The following is a 20,311-nucleotide window of genomic DNA, read 5'->3' as shown; positions in this document are numbered from 1 at the left end:
AAATCTGTTTGACCGAAGGGAGTTTTTTCGCTTTAGCAAATTATTAGAAGTAATTGCTATAAATTCTTAATGAAATCTAGTAATTCTCGTAATATATTTATAATTTTATTTTTAAAGTTTTTAAACAATCATCTCTTTTAATGATTTTTCCCATTAGTTCTAATAATATTAACACATTTTAGAAAATACTTAAATCTAATTCCTCAGATAAATCCTTCATAACATGTGTTCCTGCTATACTATTTCCCTTATCATCTAAAGAAGGTCCAAAAATACCTATTCCCATTCTTCTTGGAACAGCAGCCATTATTCCGCCACCAACTCCACTCTTTGCTGGAATTCCTATATGTACAGCAAATTTACCTGAGTCATCATACATACCGCAAGTAACCATTATTGTTTTTATTATTCTGCAAATTTCTCTAGATATTACTCTTTCTCCATTCCAAGGTAATACTCCATCATTAGCAAGCATAGCACCAAATCTAGCTAAATCTTTAGCATTAACTTCTAGAGAACATTGTTTAAAATATAAATCTAATATGTCATCTATATTTCCTTCTATAACTCCATTGCTTTTCATAAAGTATGCTAAAGCTCTATTTCTATCTCCAGTTTCCTTTTCAGATAAATAAACATCTTCATTTAATTGAATATCATCATTTCCTGTTACTTTTCTAGTAAATTCTAAAATTCTCTCAAACTTTTCCTCTTCACTATCACCTTCAATTAAAGATGTTGTCAATATTGCTCCTGAATTAACCATAGGGTTAAAAGGTTTTTTAGAAGGCTTTCTCTCTAAACTTACTATACTATTAAAGCTATCTCCAGTTGGTTCAACACCTACCCTTGAAAAAACTCTATCTTTTCCATTATCTAATATTGCAAGCATTAAAGTTATTACTTTTGATATACTCTGAATAGTAAACTTTTTATCATACTCTCCTGCCCCTACTTCTTTTCCATCAAGAGTAACTATATATATACCTAAATCTTCTTTATTAGCTTTTTCTAATTCTGGAATATAAGATGCCAGTTTTCCATGTTCAACATATTGTCTATTATTTTCTATTAAACTCTCAAGAAAATTTTTCACCTTTTTTCGCTCCTTAGTTTAATTTTTTTATTCAATAAATTAATAATTAATATATAAACATTATAACATTTTCAACGAATTATTATAAATCTTTTAAAATACTTTTATGTTCTATATGTAATATAAGAAAAAATATTAGTAATTTATGTTTATTATCTAAATAATATATTACTTCAATCAACTTTTATTAAAGTTCCTTCATAGAATATAGAATAAAAAGTTTTGAGGTTTTTTTATTATGGATATAGATGATATTAATATACTTATAAAATATCTAAGCAATCTTCCAATGAAAGAATATAAAAAGAATTTTACCTTTTTAGGAGAAGGAATAGCAAGAAAAGTTTTTGCTTTAAATAAAAATTTAGTGGTTAAAGTTGCTAAGGGTGAAGATGGTCTTCATCAAAATTTTGTTGAATCCTATATTTTTAAAAATGCTCCTTATAAACTAAAAAGATATTTATGTCCTGTTCTTCTTTATAATAAAAGGATTTTAATAATGCCTAGAGCAGAAGTCTTCCCTAACATAAGAAGAAAAACTTTTGTTGATTTAAAAAAATTGCGTGAAGAAAATTCTATAGAAGAAGATATTTATACCCTTGAAGAAAAATATTTTCTATTTAAAGAAGATTTATATGTTCACAGTTCTTGGGGAATTATAAATGATACCTATTATTTAATAGATTATGGTTGCACTTCTGAGGAAGGAGACTTATATTACGACCTTCTTATGAAAACAAATGGACTTTTATAAAATAATCTTTATTAATTAATTGTTTTATAAATTTTACTGCATTATAATAATGGTAAGAATTTGTAAAGAAAGGACTGATATTATGAACAAATTTGAAAGCATGTTAGAAAATTATGCAAAGTTAGCTACTCATATAGGAGTAAATGTTCAAGAGGGTCAAACCCTTGTTATATCTTCTCCTGTAGAATGTGCAGAATTTACAAGAATGCTTGTTAAATCTGCTTATGAAAAAGGAGCAAAGGATGTTGTTGTTCAATGGAATGATGAAATATGCGGCAAAATTAAATATGAACACTCTCCATTAGAAGTTTTTGAAAACTTCCCAGATTGGATGAAAGAATCAAGATTAAGCTATGCTAAAGAAGGAGCTTGCTTCTTAAGTATTTCTGCCTCTGATCCTGAACTTCTAAAAAATATAGACCCTGCAAAAATAGCAGCCTTTAGAAAATCATCAAGTACAGCTTTAAAAGAATTTAGTGAAATGTTAATGAGCAATAAAAATGCATGGTCAATAGTTTCTATTCCAACTAAAGCTTGGGCTAAAAAAGTTTTTTCTGATTTACCTGAAGAAGAAGCAGTAGATAAATTATGGAATGAAATCTTTAAAATAGTTAGAGTTGATACAGAGAACCCTGTTGAAGCTTGGAATAAACATAAAGAAACTTTAAAATACCATATGGATTACTTAAATGAAAAGAATCTAAAATCACTTCATTTTGAAAATTCACTTGGAACTGATTTAACTATAGAATTACCAGAAAATCATCTTTGGGCTGGTGGAGCTGAATATACTCAAGGTGGGGTTGAATTCATAGCTAATATGCCTACTGAGGAAGTATTCTCTATGCCTTCTAAATTTGGAGTTAATGGAACAGTATTTAGTTCTAAACCTTTAAACTACGGTGGAAATTTAATAGATAATTTCTCAGTTACTTTTAAAGATGGAAAAGTTGTTGATTTCTCAGCTGAAAAAGGATACGATACTTTAAAACATCTTCTAGATACTGATGAAGGTGCTAAATACTTAGGAGAAGTGGCTCTTGTTCCTTATAATTCTCCTATATCAAACTCAGGAATAATTTTCTTCAACACTTTATATGATGAAAATGCTTCTTGTCATTTAGCTTTTGGTAAAGCATATTCTCTATGCATAAAAAATGGTGAAAATATGACTAATGAAGAACTTGAAAAAGCTGGTGCTAATGATTCATTAACTCATGTAGATTTCATGATAGGAACTAAAGATTTAAAAATCACAGGTTTAACTCATGATAATGTTGAAATTCCAGTATTTAAAGATGGTAACTGGGCATTTTAATATTTAAAAACATATTTTAAATATATGATTAGACTAAATCAGCTTAAAATAAGCACATGTTTTAAATCCATATTTATTTTTAAATATAATTTTAAAAACATATGCTAATTTAAAGTAAAAGGCAAAGAATAACTTATTTTAATGTAAATTATTCTTTGCCTTTTTTATATAAATTATTTTAAATTCATTTTATGTTCTATATAATATTTCCACTAAGTATTTTGAGATGAATCAAAATATACTCTATGAAGTTTATTTCCATTTATAATTGTTGCAAATCCATTAGAATACATTTGTAAGAAGTCACCTTCATATTTGTACTCTTTTCCATTTTTAACATCTTTAACAATCTTTTGTTCTTCTTCTAAAACGTATATTTCTCCATCTTTTCCTATATAGATCTTATTTAGCTCTAAGCTTTTTTCTAGAGGTATTTTATTCCAAGTATCAATTGACTTTTCTACATTTCCATAAACTATTTTAAATACTTTATTATCTTTTATTTCTCCAAAGTATATATTCCCAGTTTCATCAACACCTAAAAGTCTCACTTTATATATTGGATTAATTCCTAATTTCTTATTTGGCTGTGTAAGATATATTCCTGATTCTTTTTCACTGTCATATACTAATCTATCTGCCCTTGGCATTACTTCAATATTTCCTGGTGAATCAGTTACTAGTCTTACATCAGTTATATCATCATTATTATCTATTCTCTTAACTATAGACTCTTTTGTATCTTCATTCTTAAATTCAATGTATATAACTCCTGTTTTAGTTGAAACTGTTATCTCATTAACTTTATAAGAAGAATTCATATTACCAAGCTCAATTTTCTTAGTTTTATTGGTATCTACATCAATAGAATATAAATTAACTGTATTCTTTTTATTATTATATTTAATATTCGTAATTACAATAAGTCTATTTCTATCTCTAAGCCAAGTATAATAAGATGCTTTTTCATTTTCTATATCAACATGACTTTCATCATCTTTAAGAGTATTAAAGACTTTAAGTTCATCATTATTATTTAAATATGCTATATATTCTCCATCATAAGATATCTTTTTATCCATCATATTCCCTGGTAATTTTACATCATTATTCTCTTTTGTATGTTGGCTAGCTATATCTATAGCTTTTACATTTACATCAGAATTTAACTTAAAATAAAATTTATCAAAAACAAATAAAACTAAGCATTGTAAAATTACAGACAATAGTCCCCACTTTAAAAATTGCTTTAATTTATCCATAAAATTCTCCTCTTTGTTATTTTACTATTATAGCTGAAGGAATAGATCTCTCCCCTACATTTGATGCTGGATTATTTATTACTTTTCCATTTAAGTACATAGTAGTTGATTTACCACCATCAAGGTTTATAGCAGTAACTACATTACAAGTATTTAATAATACTTCCTGTAATTCCTTTAAAGTAGCTCCTCCACTTGTTAAACTTCTACCATCAATAACTAACATTACTATTGATCCATCAGCTCTTTGTCCCATAGCAGTTCTTGGAGCAACTCCCCATCCACCATCACCTTTCATAGGTGTAGGTTCTCCTTCTTTAACTAAAACAGGTCCAAAACTTACAGCTTCTTTAACATTTAATTCTTTAAGATTATTAAATGAATACATACCTGCAATCATTTTTCCTTCTTTTGTTATGCCAACTAACTCAATTTTTTCATCGTCTGGTACATCTTTATAAACCAATTTCCCCTCTGATATAACTATTCCAGCAGGAGTTCCACCATTACCAGTCCATTGAGCAGTACTAGATTTATCTGTAAAAGCTCCTCCATTTACAGCCGCAACAGCATTGTATTCCTTAGCTATTTCAGAAGTAGTTTGTCCTTCTTCTCCAAGATATTTAGAAACTCCTATTTTTACTCTAGTAGGATCTTTTACCACTATATAATATCCACTATATTTAAAGTTTTCAAAAGAGTATAATTCTATACTATTATCATGTTTAGTTGGTAAATTAACATTTGTCTTTATATTTGTATTTTTATGATTTGTATTTGTATCCTCAATATTAGAATTTAATATCTCATTAATTTTTTCATCTGATAAAAATGTAGTTGCCATCCACTGATGACTAAAACTAGTCATGGCTGCCCCTACATAAGTCCTTTTAGCATTTTCAAATGGTCCATATAAAAGTATAAAAGGCGCTGTAACAGCAGTGAATATGAATTCAAAAGCAATAAATATCGCTATAGTCTTCCACTTCTTTTTACTTCTCCTCTTCTTTCTACTATCTCTCCCCATTTTTCCTCCTTAATTTAAAATAATTAAATTTCCTTTGTAATCTAAACCAACTAACCCTTACATTCTATCGTTTTTAAAATATCACTTATCTATTATACATTATTTTTAATACAATATTATTACAAAGTTCTATTTTATTTATTAAAATTATCTATTTTTTTTAAAATCTCATAATTAATTCATAAATAACTATTAATATAACTTTTATCTATAAATTAAATTTTCTTTCATCATAGCCTAAAAATAAAACAAAAAATATAACTTTTATAATTTCAAATACTTTTCTCATTTGTTTCAGCTCCTTTAAATTCTTACAAAACACTTATGAATTTATTAGTTATTAATTCATATTTTTCTAAATTACGAATTCCTTTCAAATTTATAATCTCCTCTATTAGATATATCCAATAAAATTAAATTAATACTGTAAGATTAAAGTTAATAAGGAAAGAAACTATCAGTATATTTTTTTGTAAAATAAAAAAACACTTAGGTATTATAACCTAGTGTTTTATAAATACGAGATAAGTCTATAAGCCGAGTTCTGTATTTGACAATCATCTATCTAGGCCTACCGTTGCCGATAGGCTCAAGCGACACACCCGAGGACGGGACGGGCAGCCCCTATATGTCCTCCTATTTGGTCTTGCTCCAGATGGGGTTTACATAGCAGTATAGTCACCTATACCCTGGTGAGCTCTTACCTCACCTTTCCACCCTTACCTAGATAAATCTAGGCGGTTTATTTCTGTTGCACTATCCTTAGAGTCACCTCCACTGGACGTTATCCAGCATCCTGCCCTATGGAGCTCGGACTTTCCTCTCCTAGTTCTAAGACTAGCAGCGATTGTCTGGCTTACTCGCAAGATTAATATTAACATATATACTTATTTTTTTCAAATTATTTTTTCTACCATTTATTACAAATCACAAATATTGCTACTATTCCAATACAAACAATTGCTAAAGGAACTCCTATTTGACTTATTATAAGGAAGGTTAATATGCCACCTACAGCCCCCCACTTTAAGGCATTTCTGAAATAGCAATTATTAATAAGACATCTTTTACAAGCATTTCTCTTAAAATTTCTCATTAATCTATTGAAATCTCTCCTTAAGTCTTTAAAGCAGTCTCCATTAAATCTATTTCCAAAATTGGACCACATAATTCTCCACCCTAAGTATTACTTATACATCATTATATGAAAAAGAACTTGTTTTCTCCATAAAACAAGCTCTTTTTCCTAAAAGTTTATTATAAAATTATGTTTATATATTATATTTATTTATATTCTTATAATAATTTAATGTGTTTATATCTAAAATACTAATCTCCTACCCCAAAGTCTGTATTTTCAAATAATACTTCTATGGTTTTATTATCCTTTAAGAAAGAATACTCTTTTTCAAACCATTTAATAAGCTCCTCGTCTCTTTTGAAAGAAGTTGTGTTTTCAGTCCATATATTAACTGTTCCATACTTAAAATTATTTAAAAGTATGTCCATATCTCTCTTTATCATATCCTTAGTTTGTCCCTTTATTCCAACCATTAAGCATATTGACTTAAAGTATTTTTTTACTTCTTCTACATCATTAAATCTAGCATTCTTGTTTAAAATATCATTTCTAAAATGATCATCAAAGGTTTCAATACCAGTTTTAAATATTATAGGAACTCCAAAGTATTCTTCTATCTCCTTTAATCTATTTCTATAACACCAATGTGCTTCAAAGAAAAGTTTTTTAATATTTTTCTCAACAACAATCCTTTTTATCTCTTCTAAGGTTTCCTTCGGAAGTTCAAAAACACTTCCAGAGTTTATTACTTCTAAAACTCCATAAATTCCTTTTACATTGCTAAGAACTTCTTTATTTAATTTTATTATCTCTTCAGTATTTTTTGAGTTATCTTCTATATAATCACAAAAGGCACACTTTCCCCATACACAAGGAAAAGATTTTAGAAGAACTATCTCTCTATTATTTTTATTATCTATAACATTATATCTATCCAAATTTTTTTCATCTCCATTTAATTATTCTGTACTCTTAACAAAATATTTTTAGGCAATCTTACAACAACCTGTAACATTATTAAAACTGCTACTAATTTATCACAATAATCTGTTAAAAATTGTGTTATAAAAGCACTTACCACAGGGTTAACCCCTAAATTATTTAAAATAACTATTATATAACTAGAACCTGATGAAGTAATACCACCAAATATATAGGCAGTTAAACAAGCTCCTGTAAAACTTACAAATAGAGTCATTACAAAGACGCTTAAAAATAATTTCTTTCCTTTCATAAGCCCTTTTTCATAAAAATATCCTGCAAAAAATCCAGTAAATATTTGAACTGGTGCAAAATATAAAGAATATATATCAAAGGTTATTCCACTAACCACACTTCCTAAGACTCCAGTTGCCATTCCATAAACAGGCCCTAATACAAATCCAACCATAATTGTACCTATAGAATCTAAATAAATAGGTAATCTTAAATTTAAGGCTATAAAAGCTCCAATTATATTTAATGCTATTCCTATTCCCATTATTGTTAACTTTAAACTTTTTGAATTTCTCATATTAATATTCCCTCCCTATTAAATACCATACTTTGGATTATTAAGTACATTTTTAATATCCTCTTTATGGCTTGGGAATATTTTATTAAGAAAACTTACCATAAATTCTTTGCTATTAACTTTATCTAAAACAAATACATTTTTTCTTTTTTTATAAAAATCTGCAACATCAACAACACTTTGTCCCATTGATATATCTTCGCAAGCTATGTCCACATAAGCCTTAAAACCCTCACAAAGCTCTCTATTTATAAAATACTCTACTGCTAAGGGATCATTTATAACACATCCAAGTGTTCTCTCTTGTTCCCAATGGAAATCAACATAGAATCTAGTAATATCATATATAAAATCACCAATTTCATCTTTAAATTGATGTATCATTTCTCTTAAATTTGGTGTTAAAACTATCTCTCTTGTAACATCTAAACCAACCATGGTAAATTCACCATTAAACTTTTTTAGAAACTCCCTTGCTCCATGAGGATCTACCCAGTAATTAAATTCAGCTTCTGGTGAACAATTTCCATGACTCTTATAAGCTCCACCCATAGAAACTATTTCCTTAACTCTATGAAAAGTTTCTGAATCCTTCTCTATAGCTCTGCATAGATTTGTTAGTGGTCCAAGAGCAATAATACTAACATTTTCATGATTTTTTAAAGTATTTAAAATAAAATCAACACTATTTTCTCTAATATACTCACTAGAAACCTCTTCTAAGAAAGTTTCTCCTAAGCCATCTTCCCCATGAGTATCCTGTGCTGTTACAAGCTCTCTTTTAATTGGCTTACTTTCTCCTAAGTAAACAGGAATATCCAATCTACCTAAAAGCTTAAGTACCTTTAAGGCATTTTTAGCTCCCTGTAAACTTTTAACATTTCCTGATACGGTGGTTATTCCAATAACCTCAATCTCTTTTGACTTTAATGCAAGAATAATGGCTAAAGCATCGTCTATCCCTGGATCACAATCAACAATTACCTTTCTCTTATCCATTTTAATTTCCTCCCTTTGATTTAACTTCACCAAAAGGAACTGTTATTATCTTTAAGCTTCCTTATAACTATCTTTTTGCTAAGATAAATTTTAAAACTAATCTTACTAAGCTTTATAATAATCCTAAAAAAAAATTAATCACCTATTAAAAACATAATTTAACTCTTCATTTATACTTTTTAATAATCTTAGTTAAAATTTAAGTTAGTTATTAATAGCTATTTAAAAATTCATATTTACTTACAAAAAAGCTTATAAATTCAGCCTAAAAATAATAAAAACTATATTACAGGCATACTAAAGAGTATAACTATCCTATAATACAGTTACAGCCCTTAGTTTTTTATAGAGGGATGGTTACGAACCTCTACCAAATTACATTGGATTTTTTTATAAAATTTTAGGTATGGTGAAGTACCACACCATACCTATTATATAATAAAATCACATAAATTCAAATAATGTTATTTATCCAATATTATGTTTTAATTGTAATATTATATACCAAAAAAATTATATGAATTCAAAGGGATCTTTAGCCTCTTTTGAAACAATAAATTCCACGTCTGAATCTAATCTTTCTTTTACTTTTTCACTTACCTTAATTAAAACAGGCCACTCTGAATTAAAATGTCCTATGTCTAGAATATTTAATCCCATTTCCTTATAATCTGAAACAAAATGATATGTTGTATCTCCAGTTATTATTAGATCTGCTCCAAGTTTTTTTGCATCTCCAAAGAAATCTTGCCCACTACCATTTACAATAGCAATTTTCTTAATAACTTCATTTAAATCTCCTGCATATCTTAAATTCTTAATACCTAAAGATGATTTTATAAGGTTTATTATTTCTAGGACAGTCATTTCCTTAGTTAACTCTACTACTCTACCAATTCCAGCCTCAGAATCAACTGGGCTTTTATCCATTATGATTCCTTTATTAAATCCTAAGATTTCAACTAAGGTATCATTTAATCCACCTTTAACTGAGTCCCAGTTAGTGTGCGCTGAATAAAGATTTATATCATCTTTTATTAAGCTTATAATTTTTCTACCTAATAGAGTATCTGTTGTTATTGTACTTGGCTTTCTAAATAAAAGTGGATGATGAGTTAAAATAAGCTCTGCACCCATTTCCTTAGCCTCTTTAATAACCTCTTCAGTACAATCTAAAGCTAATAAAATCTTAGTTATATTTTTTTCTCTATCCCCAACCATAAGGCCTACATTATCAAAGCCTTCTTTTAAATTAACTGGGGCAATATCTTCTATTATATTTATAATGTCATTTAATTTCATTATAACATCCCCTTAAGTTTATTTATCTTTTCTTCTAAATCACTTTTTCTCTTTTTAGCCGCTTCTGTATCTTCTTTTATAAAACTTAATATAGTCTCACATCTATTTATTTTTTCTTCTATAAATTCCTTAAATAATGGATGATTTTTTTCTCTTAATAAAGGACTTACTTCGTAATATAATCCATCCTCAAATACTAGTTTTTCTGAATTTTCATTGTATTTTACTTTAAATAATTCATAAAATCTGCCTTCATCTTTAATTAAATCTTCATCTATTATTTCATAATCATTCTTATATAAAAACTCTCTTAAAACCTCTGGGTTTTGAGCTGGCTGTAATATTATGAAATCATACTTTTTTACCTTATCCATATCAGCTAATAAAATATCTCTAGTTAGATTTCCACCCATTCCAGCTAATATAACTCCATTTACTTCTCCTACTTTTAAAGGATTAAGCCCTGGTCCTAAAAGGCATTTAACCTTATTTGAAACCCCTTCAAAAGCAACATTAACCTTTGCTTTTTCTATAGGTCCTTTATTTATATCTGAAGCTATTGCTTTTTTGCATATTCCTTCTTTAACTAAATATATAGGTATGTATCCATGATCTGTACCTATATCAGCTACACTTTCACATTTATCAACATGTTCTGCTATTCTTTTTAATCTCTTACTTAACTCCATATTATCCCACTTTCTACAAATAATTTACCAGTGTTTGTATTTGAGAAACTAAAAACACCAATGATATTATTAAAGACAAATAAATATATCTTTGAGCTAACTTTTTATCATATTTAGCACAAAAATGACTTGCATAATAAATACATACTAACAGAATCATATTCATTATTCCATATATAATTTGTCTTCCTACAAAATCCTTCGCACTTCCAATAGTACAAGGTATGAAATGTGCACTAAAATCAATTGGCATTTTATCAGGCATAGCTCCTGATAAATATAATATAGAAGGTATTAGTATAATGCCTAATATTAATAAGGATGTTATTATAAAAGGAATATAAAATCCCTTATCCCTTATTATTGCTCTTGCATTATTAACTTTTACCTTGAAACTTTCTTCCTTTATTCCTTTTGATACTATTAACTCTTTAAACTTTTCAAATTCATCTGGAGATAATCCATAACTTATATCCTCTGTATGTATATATATAACCCTCTTACTAGAAGTTACAAACATACGAGCAATTCCTACATTATGAACAACACATCTACCAAAACAATATTTATGTTTTCCAAAACCAGATAATTTAAATCCATTTATAACTTTATCTTGTTCTAAAAAACCATTTACATCTTTAAAATTTATCCTAAATTTTTTTAATCCTTTAAAACAATTTATTTCAATGTAATCATCATTAACTTCGTAAACTAAGGATAAATCAAGTAAAATGTAATAAATGCATACAATGCTATAAACAAAGCTTGATACTATTACTAAGTTCCTCTCTAAATAACCATTCACTATGTTATTCAATATGATTAATAGTGCATTTCCTAATAAAAGATATGCCAAGACTTCAAATACGCCATGGCCTCTTCTAGCCTTAAATTTTGTCATTTACTACTTCACCTCATTGTAATTATATCATAAAATAAAGCTTTATTCAGAAACTAGCTCTTAGCTTTTATTATTACCTCTATACTTTATATGAATCATAATTTTTATCTATTCATTTCCTTAAACTCAGAATCTTTTTCATATAATTTTAAACTTCTCATCTTATATAACATTAAAACCTTTTTAAATATTAACTAAAAAAAGATTAGCACCTTTTAAGGCACTAATCTTAAGATACTAATCTAAATAATCTTTTAACTTTTTACTTCTACTTGGATGTCTTAATTTTCTTAAAGCTTTTGCTTCAATCTGTCTAATTCTCTCTCTAGTTACGTTGAATTCTTTACCAACTTCTTCAAGAGTTCTAGCTCTTCCATCATCTAATCCAAATCTTAATCTTAATACTTTTTCCTCTCTAGGAGTTAAAGTATCTAAAACATTTATTAATTGTTCTTTTAACATTGTAAATGCTGCTGCCTCTGCTGGTGCTGGAGCATCATCATCTGGTATAAAGTCACCTAAATGTGAATCTTCCTCTTCACCAATTGGAGTTTCTAATGAAACTGGTTCTTGAGCTATTTTTAAGATTTCTCTTACCTTATCTACTGGCATATCCATTTGTTTTGATAATTCCTCTGGTAATGGATCTCTTCCTAACTCTTGAACTAATTGTCTTTGTATTCTTATAAGTTTATTTATAGTTTCTACCATATGAACTGGTATTCTTATAGTTCTTGCTTGGTCAGCAATAGCTCTAGTTATTGCCTGTCTTATCCACCATGTAGCATATGTTGAGAACTTATATCCTTTTCTGTAATCAAATTTTTCAACAGCCTTTATAAGACCTAAGTTACCTTCTTGTATAAGATCTAGGAATAACATTCCTCTACCAACATATCTTTTAGCTATACTTACAACAAGTCTTAAGTTAGCCTCTGCTAATTTTTTCTTAGCATAGTTGCTTCCTTCTTCTATTTTTTTAGCAAGCTCTATTTCATCCTCTGATGATAATAGTGGCACTTTACCTATTTCTTTTAAGTACATTCTTACAGGGTCATCAATAGCAATACCTTCTGGAACAGAAAGATCTAATTCTTCCTCCTCTTCCTCTTCTTGCTCTATTTCACTTATGACCTCTATACCCATTGATTCTAGAACCTCATAGATTTTTTCTATTTGTTCTGGGTTTAATTCTATTTCATCAAGCTCATCCATTATCTCCTTGTAAGTCAATGAACCGCTTTTTTTACCTTTATCTATAAGTCTTTTTACTAAGACCATTTTGTCAACTTTTTCTTTACCTTCACCTTTTTTTGCTTTTGTTGTTTTAGCTTTCATTTTATTACCTCCTTCCGCCATTAAAACTACTTACTCCTTTCTAGTTCTTTTAATTTATCACTTATTTCTTTAGCTCTTTTTACTAAATCAAGTGACTCTTTAAACATATTGTTTTGTTCACATCTTTTTAATTCTTTAAGTACAGTAGTCTGCTCCTGTTCTAACTTATATTTTCTAATAAGATTAATATAATCTTTAACAAGAACTTCTATATTAGAAGAATGATCTAGAATAAGTAAGTCTTTTACTTCTAACCATTCCTTTAAAACTTTTGGATCTTCACACTTAGCTTCTACATGTTTTCCTAAGTTATTAAATCCTATTTCCTCAATTGAATCATTGATTATCTTTTCTAAGGATTTAATATTAGGAGATATTAAATCATCCTCTTCTAAGTATTTCTTTACTAATGAATGGTTTTCCTCCATACAAAGAAGTTTTAAAACACTTCTTTCACATTTAACATAAGGAGGTTCTACATATAATTTTGTTCCATATTCTTCCTTATTATTCACATTTTCATGGTTTTTATTACTATTTATTAAGTTTTTATTTAATAAATCATAAAATGCTTGTTCTTTTATGGATGTTTCTTCTGAAATCCTCTTTATGTAGACATCTTTTTCTATAGGATTTAAATCTGATAGTATATTAACAACTCTTTCAGCATACTTTATTAATCCATTATTATCTGAAAAATCTATACCAATTCTAGCCCTATGAAGCTTATAATCTATAAGTTTTTTTGAAGATTGAATTAACTTTATAAAAGCCTCTTTACCATTAGCTCTTATAAATTCATCTGGATCTTTGCCTTTTGGTACAGTTAGTACTCTAACATCTAATCCTGCATTTTGCAATATCTCAAGTCCACGTATAGTAGCCATTTGCCCAGCAATATCTGCGTCATAGGATATTATTACTCTGTCTACATACCTTTTTAATAATCTAGCTTGATTGTCTGTCAATGCAGTACCTAAAGAAGCAACTACATTAGTAATTCCATATTGATGAAGTGATATACAATCCATATATCCTTCAACTATTATTAATGTTCTTTCCTGTAATCCATGCTTTATAGCAAAATTTAAAGCATATAGATTAGTTCCTTTGTGAAAGACTAATGTTTCTGGAGAGTTTAAATATTTTGGCTTAGAATCATCTAAAACTCTACCACCAAAACCTATTACACTTCCTTTATAGTCAAATACAGGGAAAATAACTCTATTTCTAAATCTATCATAAAAAGTTCCCTTTTCACTCTTAATCCCTAATCCAGCTGCCTCAATAGCTTCATTACTAAAGCCTTGTTTTCTAAGATAGTTTATGGTATTTTGCCATCCATCCTTAGCGTATCCAAGACCAAAGCTTTTTAATATATTTTCTTTTATTCCCCTTCTTAAAAAATATTCCTTAGCTTCCTTATTATTTTGAAGATTAGAAAAGTAATATCTAGCAGCTTGCTTATTTATGTTATATAAAACCTGCTTTTTCTTTTGCGATTCGCTTTGCTTACCATCTTCTATTGGTATTATTATATTAGCCCTATCAGCTAACTCTTTAACAGCATCTACAAAATTTAAATTTTTAGTTTTCATAACAAAACTTATTACATTTCCAGCTTCCCCACATCCAAAGCACTTAAATATTTGTTTGTCAGGAGAAACACTAAAAGATGGACTTTTTTCATTATGGAATGGACATAAACCAGAAAAATTTCTTCCAGCTCTTTTTAGTCTTACCACATCAGAAACAACATCAACAATATCGTTCTGCTCTTTAACTTTTTCTATAATTTCTTCTGAAATTCGCAAGAAATCTACTCACCTTCTTAATATTTTTTGACAATTAATTATTATTCGACATCAATTGATAAAATCCTTCTCAAATTTTAAATATAACTTTTTTTTTAATATTTTTCAAGTGTAAACGCATAATAATTATATTTTAGCAATATTTAGCCCTAATTATTCCAAAAATATTTAATACATCACAAACTTTGGAATATATATTTTATTGAACTCATTTGTACAGTAATCATCTGTCATTCCTGCAACGTAATCCGTAACCCCTCTATGTATCCCTTCCTCTTCACATATATTTCTATATAATTCAGGCATTTCTCCCCAATTCTTGTAATAATATTCTATAACCTTACTTAGTACAAATTCTGCTTTTTTCCTCTCACCCTCTAAGTATTTCCCTAAATATATATTATCAAACAAAAATTTTCTAAGCTGAACAAAGGCATCTCCTATTTCATTACTTAAAGATACCCTAGGCTCTCCTTTACCTATGTTATCAATTGTATTAAAAACACAATCTTTAACTAAAGTGTCTATTCTTTCACTACCACTAGCACCTAAGATTTCAATAATATTCTTAGGCAAATCCTCTTCTTTCAAAATTCCCGCTCTAATTGAATCGTCTATATCATGATTTACATATGCTATTTTATCTGCAAATCTAACTACTTGTCCTTCAAAAGTTCCTGCTACCTTACTAACATTTGAAAAACCACTATGATTTAATATTCCATCTAAAACTTCCTTGGTCAAATTAAGACCTAAGCCATTTTTCTCTATTTTCTTTGCTACCCTAACACTTTGTTCATTATGCTTAAACCCACCTGGAAGAAAATCATTTAAAACATCCTCTCCAATATGAGCAAAAGCTGCATGCCCTAAATCATGACCTAAAGCAATAGCCTCTATTAAATATTCATTTAATGATAGAGCTACTCCTATCGTTCTTGCTACTTGAGAAACTTCTAAAGTATGAACAAGCCTTGTTCTATAATGATCCCCATAGGTTCTTATAAAAACCTGAGTTTTTCTTTTTAATCTTCTAAAAGATTTACTATGAATTATTCTATCCCTATCTACCATAAAACAGGTCCTTATCTCATCTGGTTCTTCTAAGCGTTCTCTTCCTACAGATTCATCTGAGAACTTTGCGACTTTATTTAACTTTATTCTTTCAAAACTTTCAATATTCTCTCTTATTTTCATAGCATCACCTACTATATATATTCTATGTACCTATTTAAAATCCTTTTATAATTCTAGAGATTTAAAACTTTATATTTTTTTATAAAACAAACTCTCAATGAATTTTTTGACTTTAAATCAAAGTATTTCACATTTTAAAGTATAATCTAAAGTTAATCATAATATTCTTATAATAAGGAATTTTTTATTAGGAGGTTAATCATGGGAAAGCATTCTAAAAAGTTTAATGAAGCTGATGAAATTTTTAATGCTGTAGAATCCATAGTTTTACCTATGTATAATTTAGAAAACTATTCTATAGAGAATATAAAATTTAAAAATACAGATAAAAATAGAGCTGTTTATAAATTAATTGATGATATTAATAATCCTAAAAATACCTTTTGCTTAAAAAAGGTTTATTATGATGAAGGGACTCTCTTATTCATATATTCAGTTATGGAATGGTTTGCTAGAAATGAAATTAAGCTTCCAAAAATGCTCCCTTCAAAGTTTAATGGTAGATTTGTTAAAGCAAATAATATGCTTTTTATGCTTTGTCCATGGGTTAAAGGTGAAAAATGTAACTTCGATAATTTACAACATATCTTATTATCCATAGAAAATCTAGCTAAAATGCATAATTGTTCAAGAAACTTTAAAGCAATTGAAGGTAGTTTAATTAAAACTGGATTTGATAGTCTCTACATATCCACATTAAAACACTTTAATAAGATTCTTTCATCATTTAATACTGCAACTAAAATGAAACATAAGGACAAGTTTTCATCAATATTTTTAGATGTTTTTGATGAAAATATTTATCTAGCTAAAGAAGCTCTCTTAGTTTCAGGTTCTATTAATGACAAAAATTTAAGTAGATCTCTTTGCCATGGAGATTATGTAAATAAAAATATTTTAATTGATAATACTGATGTTTGGGTAATTGATTTTGATAAAGCATCCTTAAATTATTCTATGTATGATTTATGTTATTTTATGAGACGTTTATTAAAAAGATCAAATACTAATTGGGATATAGACTTAACAAGAAAGATAATTAAAACATATAATTCAATTGCTCCTCTTACAGAGGACGACTTCAAATATGTTTTTTCATATCTAGCATTTCCACAAAAATATTGGCGCTTATCAAAGGACTATTATAATAACATAAAAAAATGTAATAAATCAATGTTTGTAGAATCTCTTAAGGAAGTTGCACTAGATACTTATGCTCAGGTTAGATTTGTTGAAGAACTTAGAATATTGTTTTCTACTGAATTTAAAATTAAAGTTTAAATAAAGGAGTATTCATAATGAATACTCCTTTATTTTATATAATCTTATTTATTATCTTTTATTTTTAACTTGTGCTTGTGCAGCTGCAAGTCTTGCTAATGGAACTCTATAAGGTGAACAACTTACGTAATTTAATCCTAAGTTGTGGCAGAATTCAACAGATGAAGGATCTCCACCATGTTCTCCACATATACCTAATTTAATATCAGGTCTTGTTGCCTTACCTTTTTCACAAGCAATTCTCATAAGCTCTCCAACGCCTTCTTGGTCTAATTTAGCAAATGGATCTTGCTCATATATTCCTTTTTCATAGTAATCTTTTAAGAATTTAGCTGCATCATCTCTTGAGAATCCAAATGTCATTTGAGTTAAATCATTTGTTCCAAAGGAGAAGAACTCAGCCTCTTCTGCTATCTTATCAGCTGTTAAAGCAGCTCTTGGAATTTCAATCATTGTTCCAACCTTATAATCTAATTGAACACCTTTCTCTTCCATTACTGTCTTAGCTGTTTCAACAACTACATTTTTAACATATTTTAATTCTTTTATTTCACCTATTAAAGGAATCATTATTTCAGGAACTATATTGTATCCTTTATTCTTTTTAACTTCTATGGCAGCCTCTATGACAGCTCTTGTTTGCATTTCAGCTATCTCTGGATAAGATACTGCTAAACGACATCCTCTATGACCCATCATTGGGTTAAATTCATGTAATTCAGCAACTACATTCTTAATCTCAGCTGGACTTACTCCAATTTCTTTAGCTAAGGCATTTATATCTTCCTCTTCACTTGGTAAGAATTCATGTAGAGGTGGATCTAAGAATCTTATTGTAGCTGGTCTTTCTTCTAAAGCTTCATATATTCCTATAAAGTCTTCTCTTTGCATTGGTAGAAGTTTTTCTAATGCAACTCTTCTACTATCCTCATTCTTAGCTAAAATCATTTCTCTAACAGCTAAAATTCTATCTTCAGCAAAGAACATATGCTCTGTTCTACATAATCCAATACCTTCTGCACCAAATTCAACAGCTTGTTTAGTATCTCTTGGTGTATCAGCATTAGTTCTAACCTTTAATTTTCTTATTTCATCAGCCCATCCCATAAATGTAGCGAAATGTCCTGTGATTTCAGGAGATACTGTCTTAACTTGTTCAGCATAGATGTGTCCTGTTGAACCATCTATTGAAATATAATCATCAAAGGTTAATACTTGTCCATTAACTTCTAAAGTTCTAGCTTCTTCATTAACTTTTAATTCTCCACATCCTGCTACGCAGCAAGTACCCATTCCTCTTGCTACAACGGCTGCATGAGAAGTCATTCCTCCTCTAACAGTTAAGATACCTTCTGCGGCAATCATACCTTCTATATCTTCTGGTGAAGTCTCTAATCTTACTAATACAACCTTTTCACCATTTGCTTTTCTTTCCTTAGCTTCTTCAGCTGTGAAAGCTATTTTACCACATGCAGCTCCTGGTGATGCTGGTAATCCCTTTGCAACTATTTTAGCTTCTTTTAAGCCATCAGATGCAAAAGCAGGATGAAGTAATGTATCTAATTGTTTAGGCTCAACTTTTAATATAGCCTCTTCCTTAGTTAACATTCCTTCTTCAACTAAATCAACAGCTATTTTTAAAGCTGCTTGAGCAGTTCTCTTACCATTTCTAGTTTGAAGGAAATATAACTTTCCATCTTCTATTGTAAATTCCATGTCTTGCATATCTCTATAATGCTTTTCTAATGTATTAACTATATCTGTAAATTGTTTATATATTGTAGGGTTTTGAGCTTCTAAATGACTTATTGGCTCTGGTGTTCTTATACCTGCAACAACATCCTCACCTTGAGCATTCATTAAATACTCACCATATAATTCATTATCCCCATTAGCTGGGTTTCTTGAGAATGCAACTCCAGTTCCTGAAGTTTCTCCCTTATTTCCAAATACCATCTCTTGAACGTTAACTGCTGTACCCCATTCTCCTGGAATATCATTTAATCTTCTATAAACAATAGCTCTTGGATTATTCCATGATCTAAATACAGCTGTAACTGCCTCTATAAGCTGCTCTTTTGGATTACTTGGGAAATCTTCTCCCTTTTCCTTTTTATAAAGCGCTTTAAATTTTACTACTAAATCTTTTAAATCCTCTGCTGTTAAATCAGTATCTATTTTATAACCTTTTTCTTCCTTAACTTCGTCTAGTAAATCTTCAAAAAGTCTTTTTTCAACACCCATTACAACATCAGCAAACATTTGAATAAATCTTCTATATGAATCATAAGCAAATCTTGGATTATTTGTTAATTTAGCCATAGCTTCTACTGATTCATCATTTAATCCAAGGTTTAGAATTGTATCCATCATACCCGGCATTGAAACTCTTGCACCAGATCTAACTGATACTAATAATGGATTTTCAAGAGAACCAAATTTTTTGCCAGTTATTTTTTCTAACTCAGACATTTTATTTTCAATCTCTTCAATAATATCTTGAGAAATCTTTTTGTCATCTTCATAATACTTATTACATGCTTCAGTTGTTACTGTAAATCCTTGTGGAACTGGTATTCCTAAAATAGTCATCTCGGATAAGTTAGCACCTTTTCCACCTAATAAATTTTTCATACTTGCGTTACCTTCATTAAAAAGATAAACATACTGCTTTTTTTCCATCTCAATACTCCTCCGTTCAATACTATAGTTGAATTTTTATATACTAACAGAGTATTA

General features: G+C 28.6%; 17 protein-coding genes, 1 other RNA gene and 1 riboswitch. Of the genes, 3 read left to right on the top strand and 15 right to left on the bottom strand.

The window, feature by feature from the left end:
* Window positions 1-178: 178 nt before the first annotated feature.
* Entirely contained in the window at window positions 179-1,096 is a 918-nt protein-coding gene (glsA, locus tag I6G60_RS05365) for a glutaminase A (RefSeq protein WP_003451262.1), read from the bottom strand.
* Window positions 1,097-1,334: 238 nt separating this feature from the next.
* Here glsA and I6G60_RS05360 point away from each other — a divergent pair, with 238 nt between their 5' ends.
* Both I6G60_RS05360 and I6G60_RS05355 read left to right on the top strand, forming a co-directional pair.
* Window positions 1,335-1,850 carry a hypothetical protein gene (locus I6G60_RS05360; protein ID WP_124229047.1) on the top strand — a complete coding sequence of 172 codons (516 nt, stop codon included), beginning with the start codon at window positions 1,335-1,337 and terminating at the stop codon, window positions 1,848-1,850.
* A gap of 82 nt (window positions 1,851-1,932) precedes the next feature.
* Window positions 1,933-3,168, top strand: a complete 1,236-nt coding sequence (locus tag I6G60_RS05355) for an aminopeptidase (protein WP_003455100.1) — start codon at window positions 1,933-1,935, stop codon at window positions 3,166-3,168.
* Window positions 3,169-3,380: 212 nt separating this feature from the next.
* Here I6G60_RS05355 and I6G60_RS05350 read toward each other — a convergent pair whose 3' ends face one another.
* The 13 genes from I6G60_RS05350 to I6G60_RS05290 form a co-directional block, all read right to left on the bottom strand.
* Window positions 3,381-4,430 carry a hypothetical protein gene (locus tag I6G60_RS05350; RefSeq protein ID WP_004457740.1) on the bottom strand — a complete coding sequence of 350 codons (1,050 nt, stop codon included), beginning with the start codon at window positions 4,428-4,430 and terminating at the stop codon, window positions 3,381-3,383.
* A gap of 16 nt (window positions 4,431-4,446) precedes the next feature.
* Window positions 4,447-5,457 (bottom strand): phosphodiester glycosidase family protein, encoded by a 1,011-nt coding sequence (locus I6G60_RS05345; protein WP_003461884.1) that lies wholly within the window; start codon window positions 5,455-5,457, stop codon window positions 4,447-4,449.
* A 516-nt stretch (window positions 5,458-5,973) separates the two neighbouring features.
* Window positions 5,974-6,320: RNase P RNA component class A (gene rnpB / locus I6G60_RS05340), an RNA gene on the bottom strand.
* Window positions 6,321-6,367: 47 nt separating this feature from the next.
* Window positions 6,368-6,625: a hypothetical protein gene (locus I6G60_RS05335; RefSeq protein WP_003478491.1), complete on the bottom strand. Its 258-nt coding sequence runs from the start codon at window positions 6,623-6,625 to the stop codon at window positions 6,368-6,370.
* A gap of 161 nt (window positions 6,626-6,786) precedes the next feature.
* Window positions 6,787-7,476, bottom strand: coding sequence for a radical SAM protein (locus tag I6G60_RS05330; protein ID WP_003451431.1), 690 nt, complete (start codon window positions 7,474-7,476; stop codon window positions 6,787-6,789).
* 17 nt (window positions 7,477-7,493) lie between these two features.
* Window positions 7,494-8,051 carry an ECF transporter S component gene (locus I6G60_RS05325; RefSeq protein ID WP_003451567.1) on the bottom strand — a complete coding sequence of 186 codons (558 nt, stop codon included), beginning with the start codon at window positions 8,049-8,051 and terminating at the stop codon, window positions 7,494-7,496.
* 18 nt (window positions 8,052-8,069) lie between these two features.
* Window positions 8,070-9,050 carry a nucleoside hydrolase gene (locus I6G60_RS05320; RefSeq protein ID WP_197925649.1) on the bottom strand — a complete coding sequence of 327 codons (981 nt, stop codon included), beginning with the start codon at window positions 9,048-9,050 and terminating at the stop codon, window positions 8,070-8,072.
* Window positions 9,051-9,379: 329 nt separating this feature from the next.
* Window positions 9,380-9,424: riboswitch (PreQ1 riboswitch) on the bottom strand.
* A gap of 139 nt (window positions 9,425-9,563) precedes the next feature.
* The gene (locus tag I6G60_RS05315) at window positions 9,564-10,352 is read right to left on the bottom strand and encodes a Nif3-like dinuclear metal center hexameric protein (protein WP_003455195.1); all 789 of its coding nucleotides are present in this window, start codon (window positions 10,350-10,352) and stop codon (window positions 9,564-9,566) included.
* A complete protein-coding gene (locus I6G60_RS05310; protein ID WP_003455116.1) occupies window positions 10,352-11,041 on the bottom strand; it encodes a tRNA (adenine(22)-N(1))-methyltransferase in 690 nt (229 codons plus the stop codon). The genes I6G60_RS05315 and I6G60_RS05310 overlap by 1 nt, the downstream gene beginning before the upstream one ends.
* Window positions 11,042-11,054: 13 nt before the next feature.
* The gene (locus I6G60_RS05305) at window positions 11,055-11,942 is read right to left on the bottom strand and encodes a PH domain-containing protein (protein WP_003454720.1); all 888 of its coding nucleotides are present in this window, start codon (window positions 11,940-11,942) and stop codon (window positions 11,055-11,057) included.
* A 237-nt stretch (window positions 11,943-12,179) separates the two neighbouring features.
* Window positions 12,180-13,280, bottom strand: a complete 1,101-nt coding sequence (gene rpoD / locus I6G60_RS05300) for an RNA polymerase sigma factor RpoD (protein WP_003451215.1) — start codon at window positions 13,278-13,280, stop codon at window positions 12,180-12,182.
* A 26-nt stretch (window positions 13,281-13,306) separates the two neighbouring features.
* A complete protein-coding gene (gene dnaG, locus I6G60_RS05295) occupies window positions 13,307-15,094 on the bottom strand; it encodes a DNA primase (protein ID WP_164786125.1) in 1,788 nt (595 codons plus the stop codon).
* A gap of 168 nt (window positions 15,095-15,262) precedes the next feature.
* A complete protein-coding gene (locus tag I6G60_RS05290; RefSeq protein WP_164786127.1) occupies window positions 15,263-16,291 on the bottom strand; it encodes a deoxyguanosinetriphosphate triphosphohydrolase in 1,029 nt (342 codons plus the stop codon).
* Window positions 16,292-16,492: 201 nt separating this feature from the next.
* Here I6G60_RS05290 and I6G60_RS05285 point away from each other — a divergent pair, with 201 nt between their 5' ends.
* The gene (locus tag I6G60_RS05285; RefSeq protein WP_061428980.1) at window positions 16,493-17,572 is read left to right on the top strand and encodes a CotS family spore coat protein; all 1,080 of its coding nucleotides are present in this window, start codon (window positions 16,493-16,495) and stop codon (window positions 17,570-17,572) included.
* A gap of 51 nt (window positions 17,573-17,623) precedes the next feature.
* Here I6G60_RS05285 and ppdK read toward each other — a convergent pair whose 3' ends face one another.
* On the bottom strand, window positions 17,624-20,254 hold the full coding sequence (gene ppdK, locus I6G60_RS05280; protein ID WP_003455045.1) for a pyruvate, phosphate dikinase: 2,631 nt from the start codon (window positions 20,252-20,254) through the stop codon (window positions 17,624-17,626).
* Window positions 20,255-20,311 lie beyond the last annotated feature (57 nt).

The sequence above is a fragment of the Clostridium perfringens genome (assembly GCF_016027375.1).
Lineage (GTDB): Bacteria > Bacillota > Clostridia > Clostridiales > Clostridiaceae > Sarcina > Sarcina perfringens.
Note: the sequence above shows the minus strand (reverse complement) of the source record. Positions and strands in the feature narration are given on the sequence as shown.

Coding starts and splice junctions, on each gene's coding strand:
- I6G60_RS05360 (WP_124229047.1), top strand. CDS start 1,335: ATGGATATAGATGATATTAATATACTTATAAAATATCTAAGCAATCTT.
- I6G60_RS05355 (WP_003455100.1), top strand. CDS start 1,933: ATGAACAAATTTGAAAGCATGTTAGAAAATTATGCAAAGTTAGCTACT.
- I6G60_RS05350 (WP_004457740.1), bottom strand. CDS start 4,430: ATGGATAAATTAAAGCAATTTTTAAAGTGGGGACTATTGTCTGTAATT.
- I6G60_RS05345 (WP_003461884.1), bottom strand. CDS start 5,457: ATGGGGAGAGATAGTAGAAAGAAGAGGAGAAGTAAAAAGAAGTGGAAG.
- I6G60_RS05335 (WP_003478491.1), bottom strand. CDS start 6,625: ATGTGGTCCAATTTTGGAAATAGATTTAATGGAGACTGCTTTAAAGAC.
- I6G60_RS05325 (WP_003451567.1), bottom strand. CDS start 8,051: ATGAGAAATTCAAAAAGTTTAAAGTTAACAATAATGGGAATAGGAATA.
- I6G60_RS05320 (WP_197925649.1), bottom strand. CDS start 9,050: ATGGATAAGAGAAAGGTAATTGTTGATTGTGATCCAGGGATAGACGAT.
- I6G60_RS05315 (WP_003455195.1), bottom strand. CDS start 10,352: ATGAAATTAAATGACATTATAAATATAATAGAAGATATTGCCCCAGTT.
- I6G60_RS05310 (WP_003455116.1), bottom strand. CDS start 11,041: ATGGAGTTAAGTAAGAGATTAAAAAGAATAGCAGAACATGTTGATAAA.
- I6G60_RS05305 (WP_003454720.1), bottom strand. CDS start 11,942: ATGACAAAATTTAAGGCTAGAAGAGGCCATGGCGTATTTGAAGTCTTG.
- rpoD (WP_003451215.1), bottom strand. CDS start 13,280: ATGAAAGCTAAAACAACAAAAGCAAAAAAAGGTGAAGGTAAAGAAAAA.
- I6G60_RS05290 (WP_164786127.1), bottom strand. CDS start 16,291: ATGAAAATAAGAGAGAATATTGAAAGTTTTGAAAGAATAAAGTTAAAT.
- I6G60_RS05285 (WP_061428980.1), top strand. CDS start 16,493: ATGGGAAAGCATTCTAAAAAGTTTAATGAAGCTGATGAAATTTTTAAT.
- ppdK (WP_003455045.1), bottom strand. CDS start 20,254: ATGGAAAAAAAGCAGTATGTTTATCTTTTTAATGAAGGTAACGCAAGT.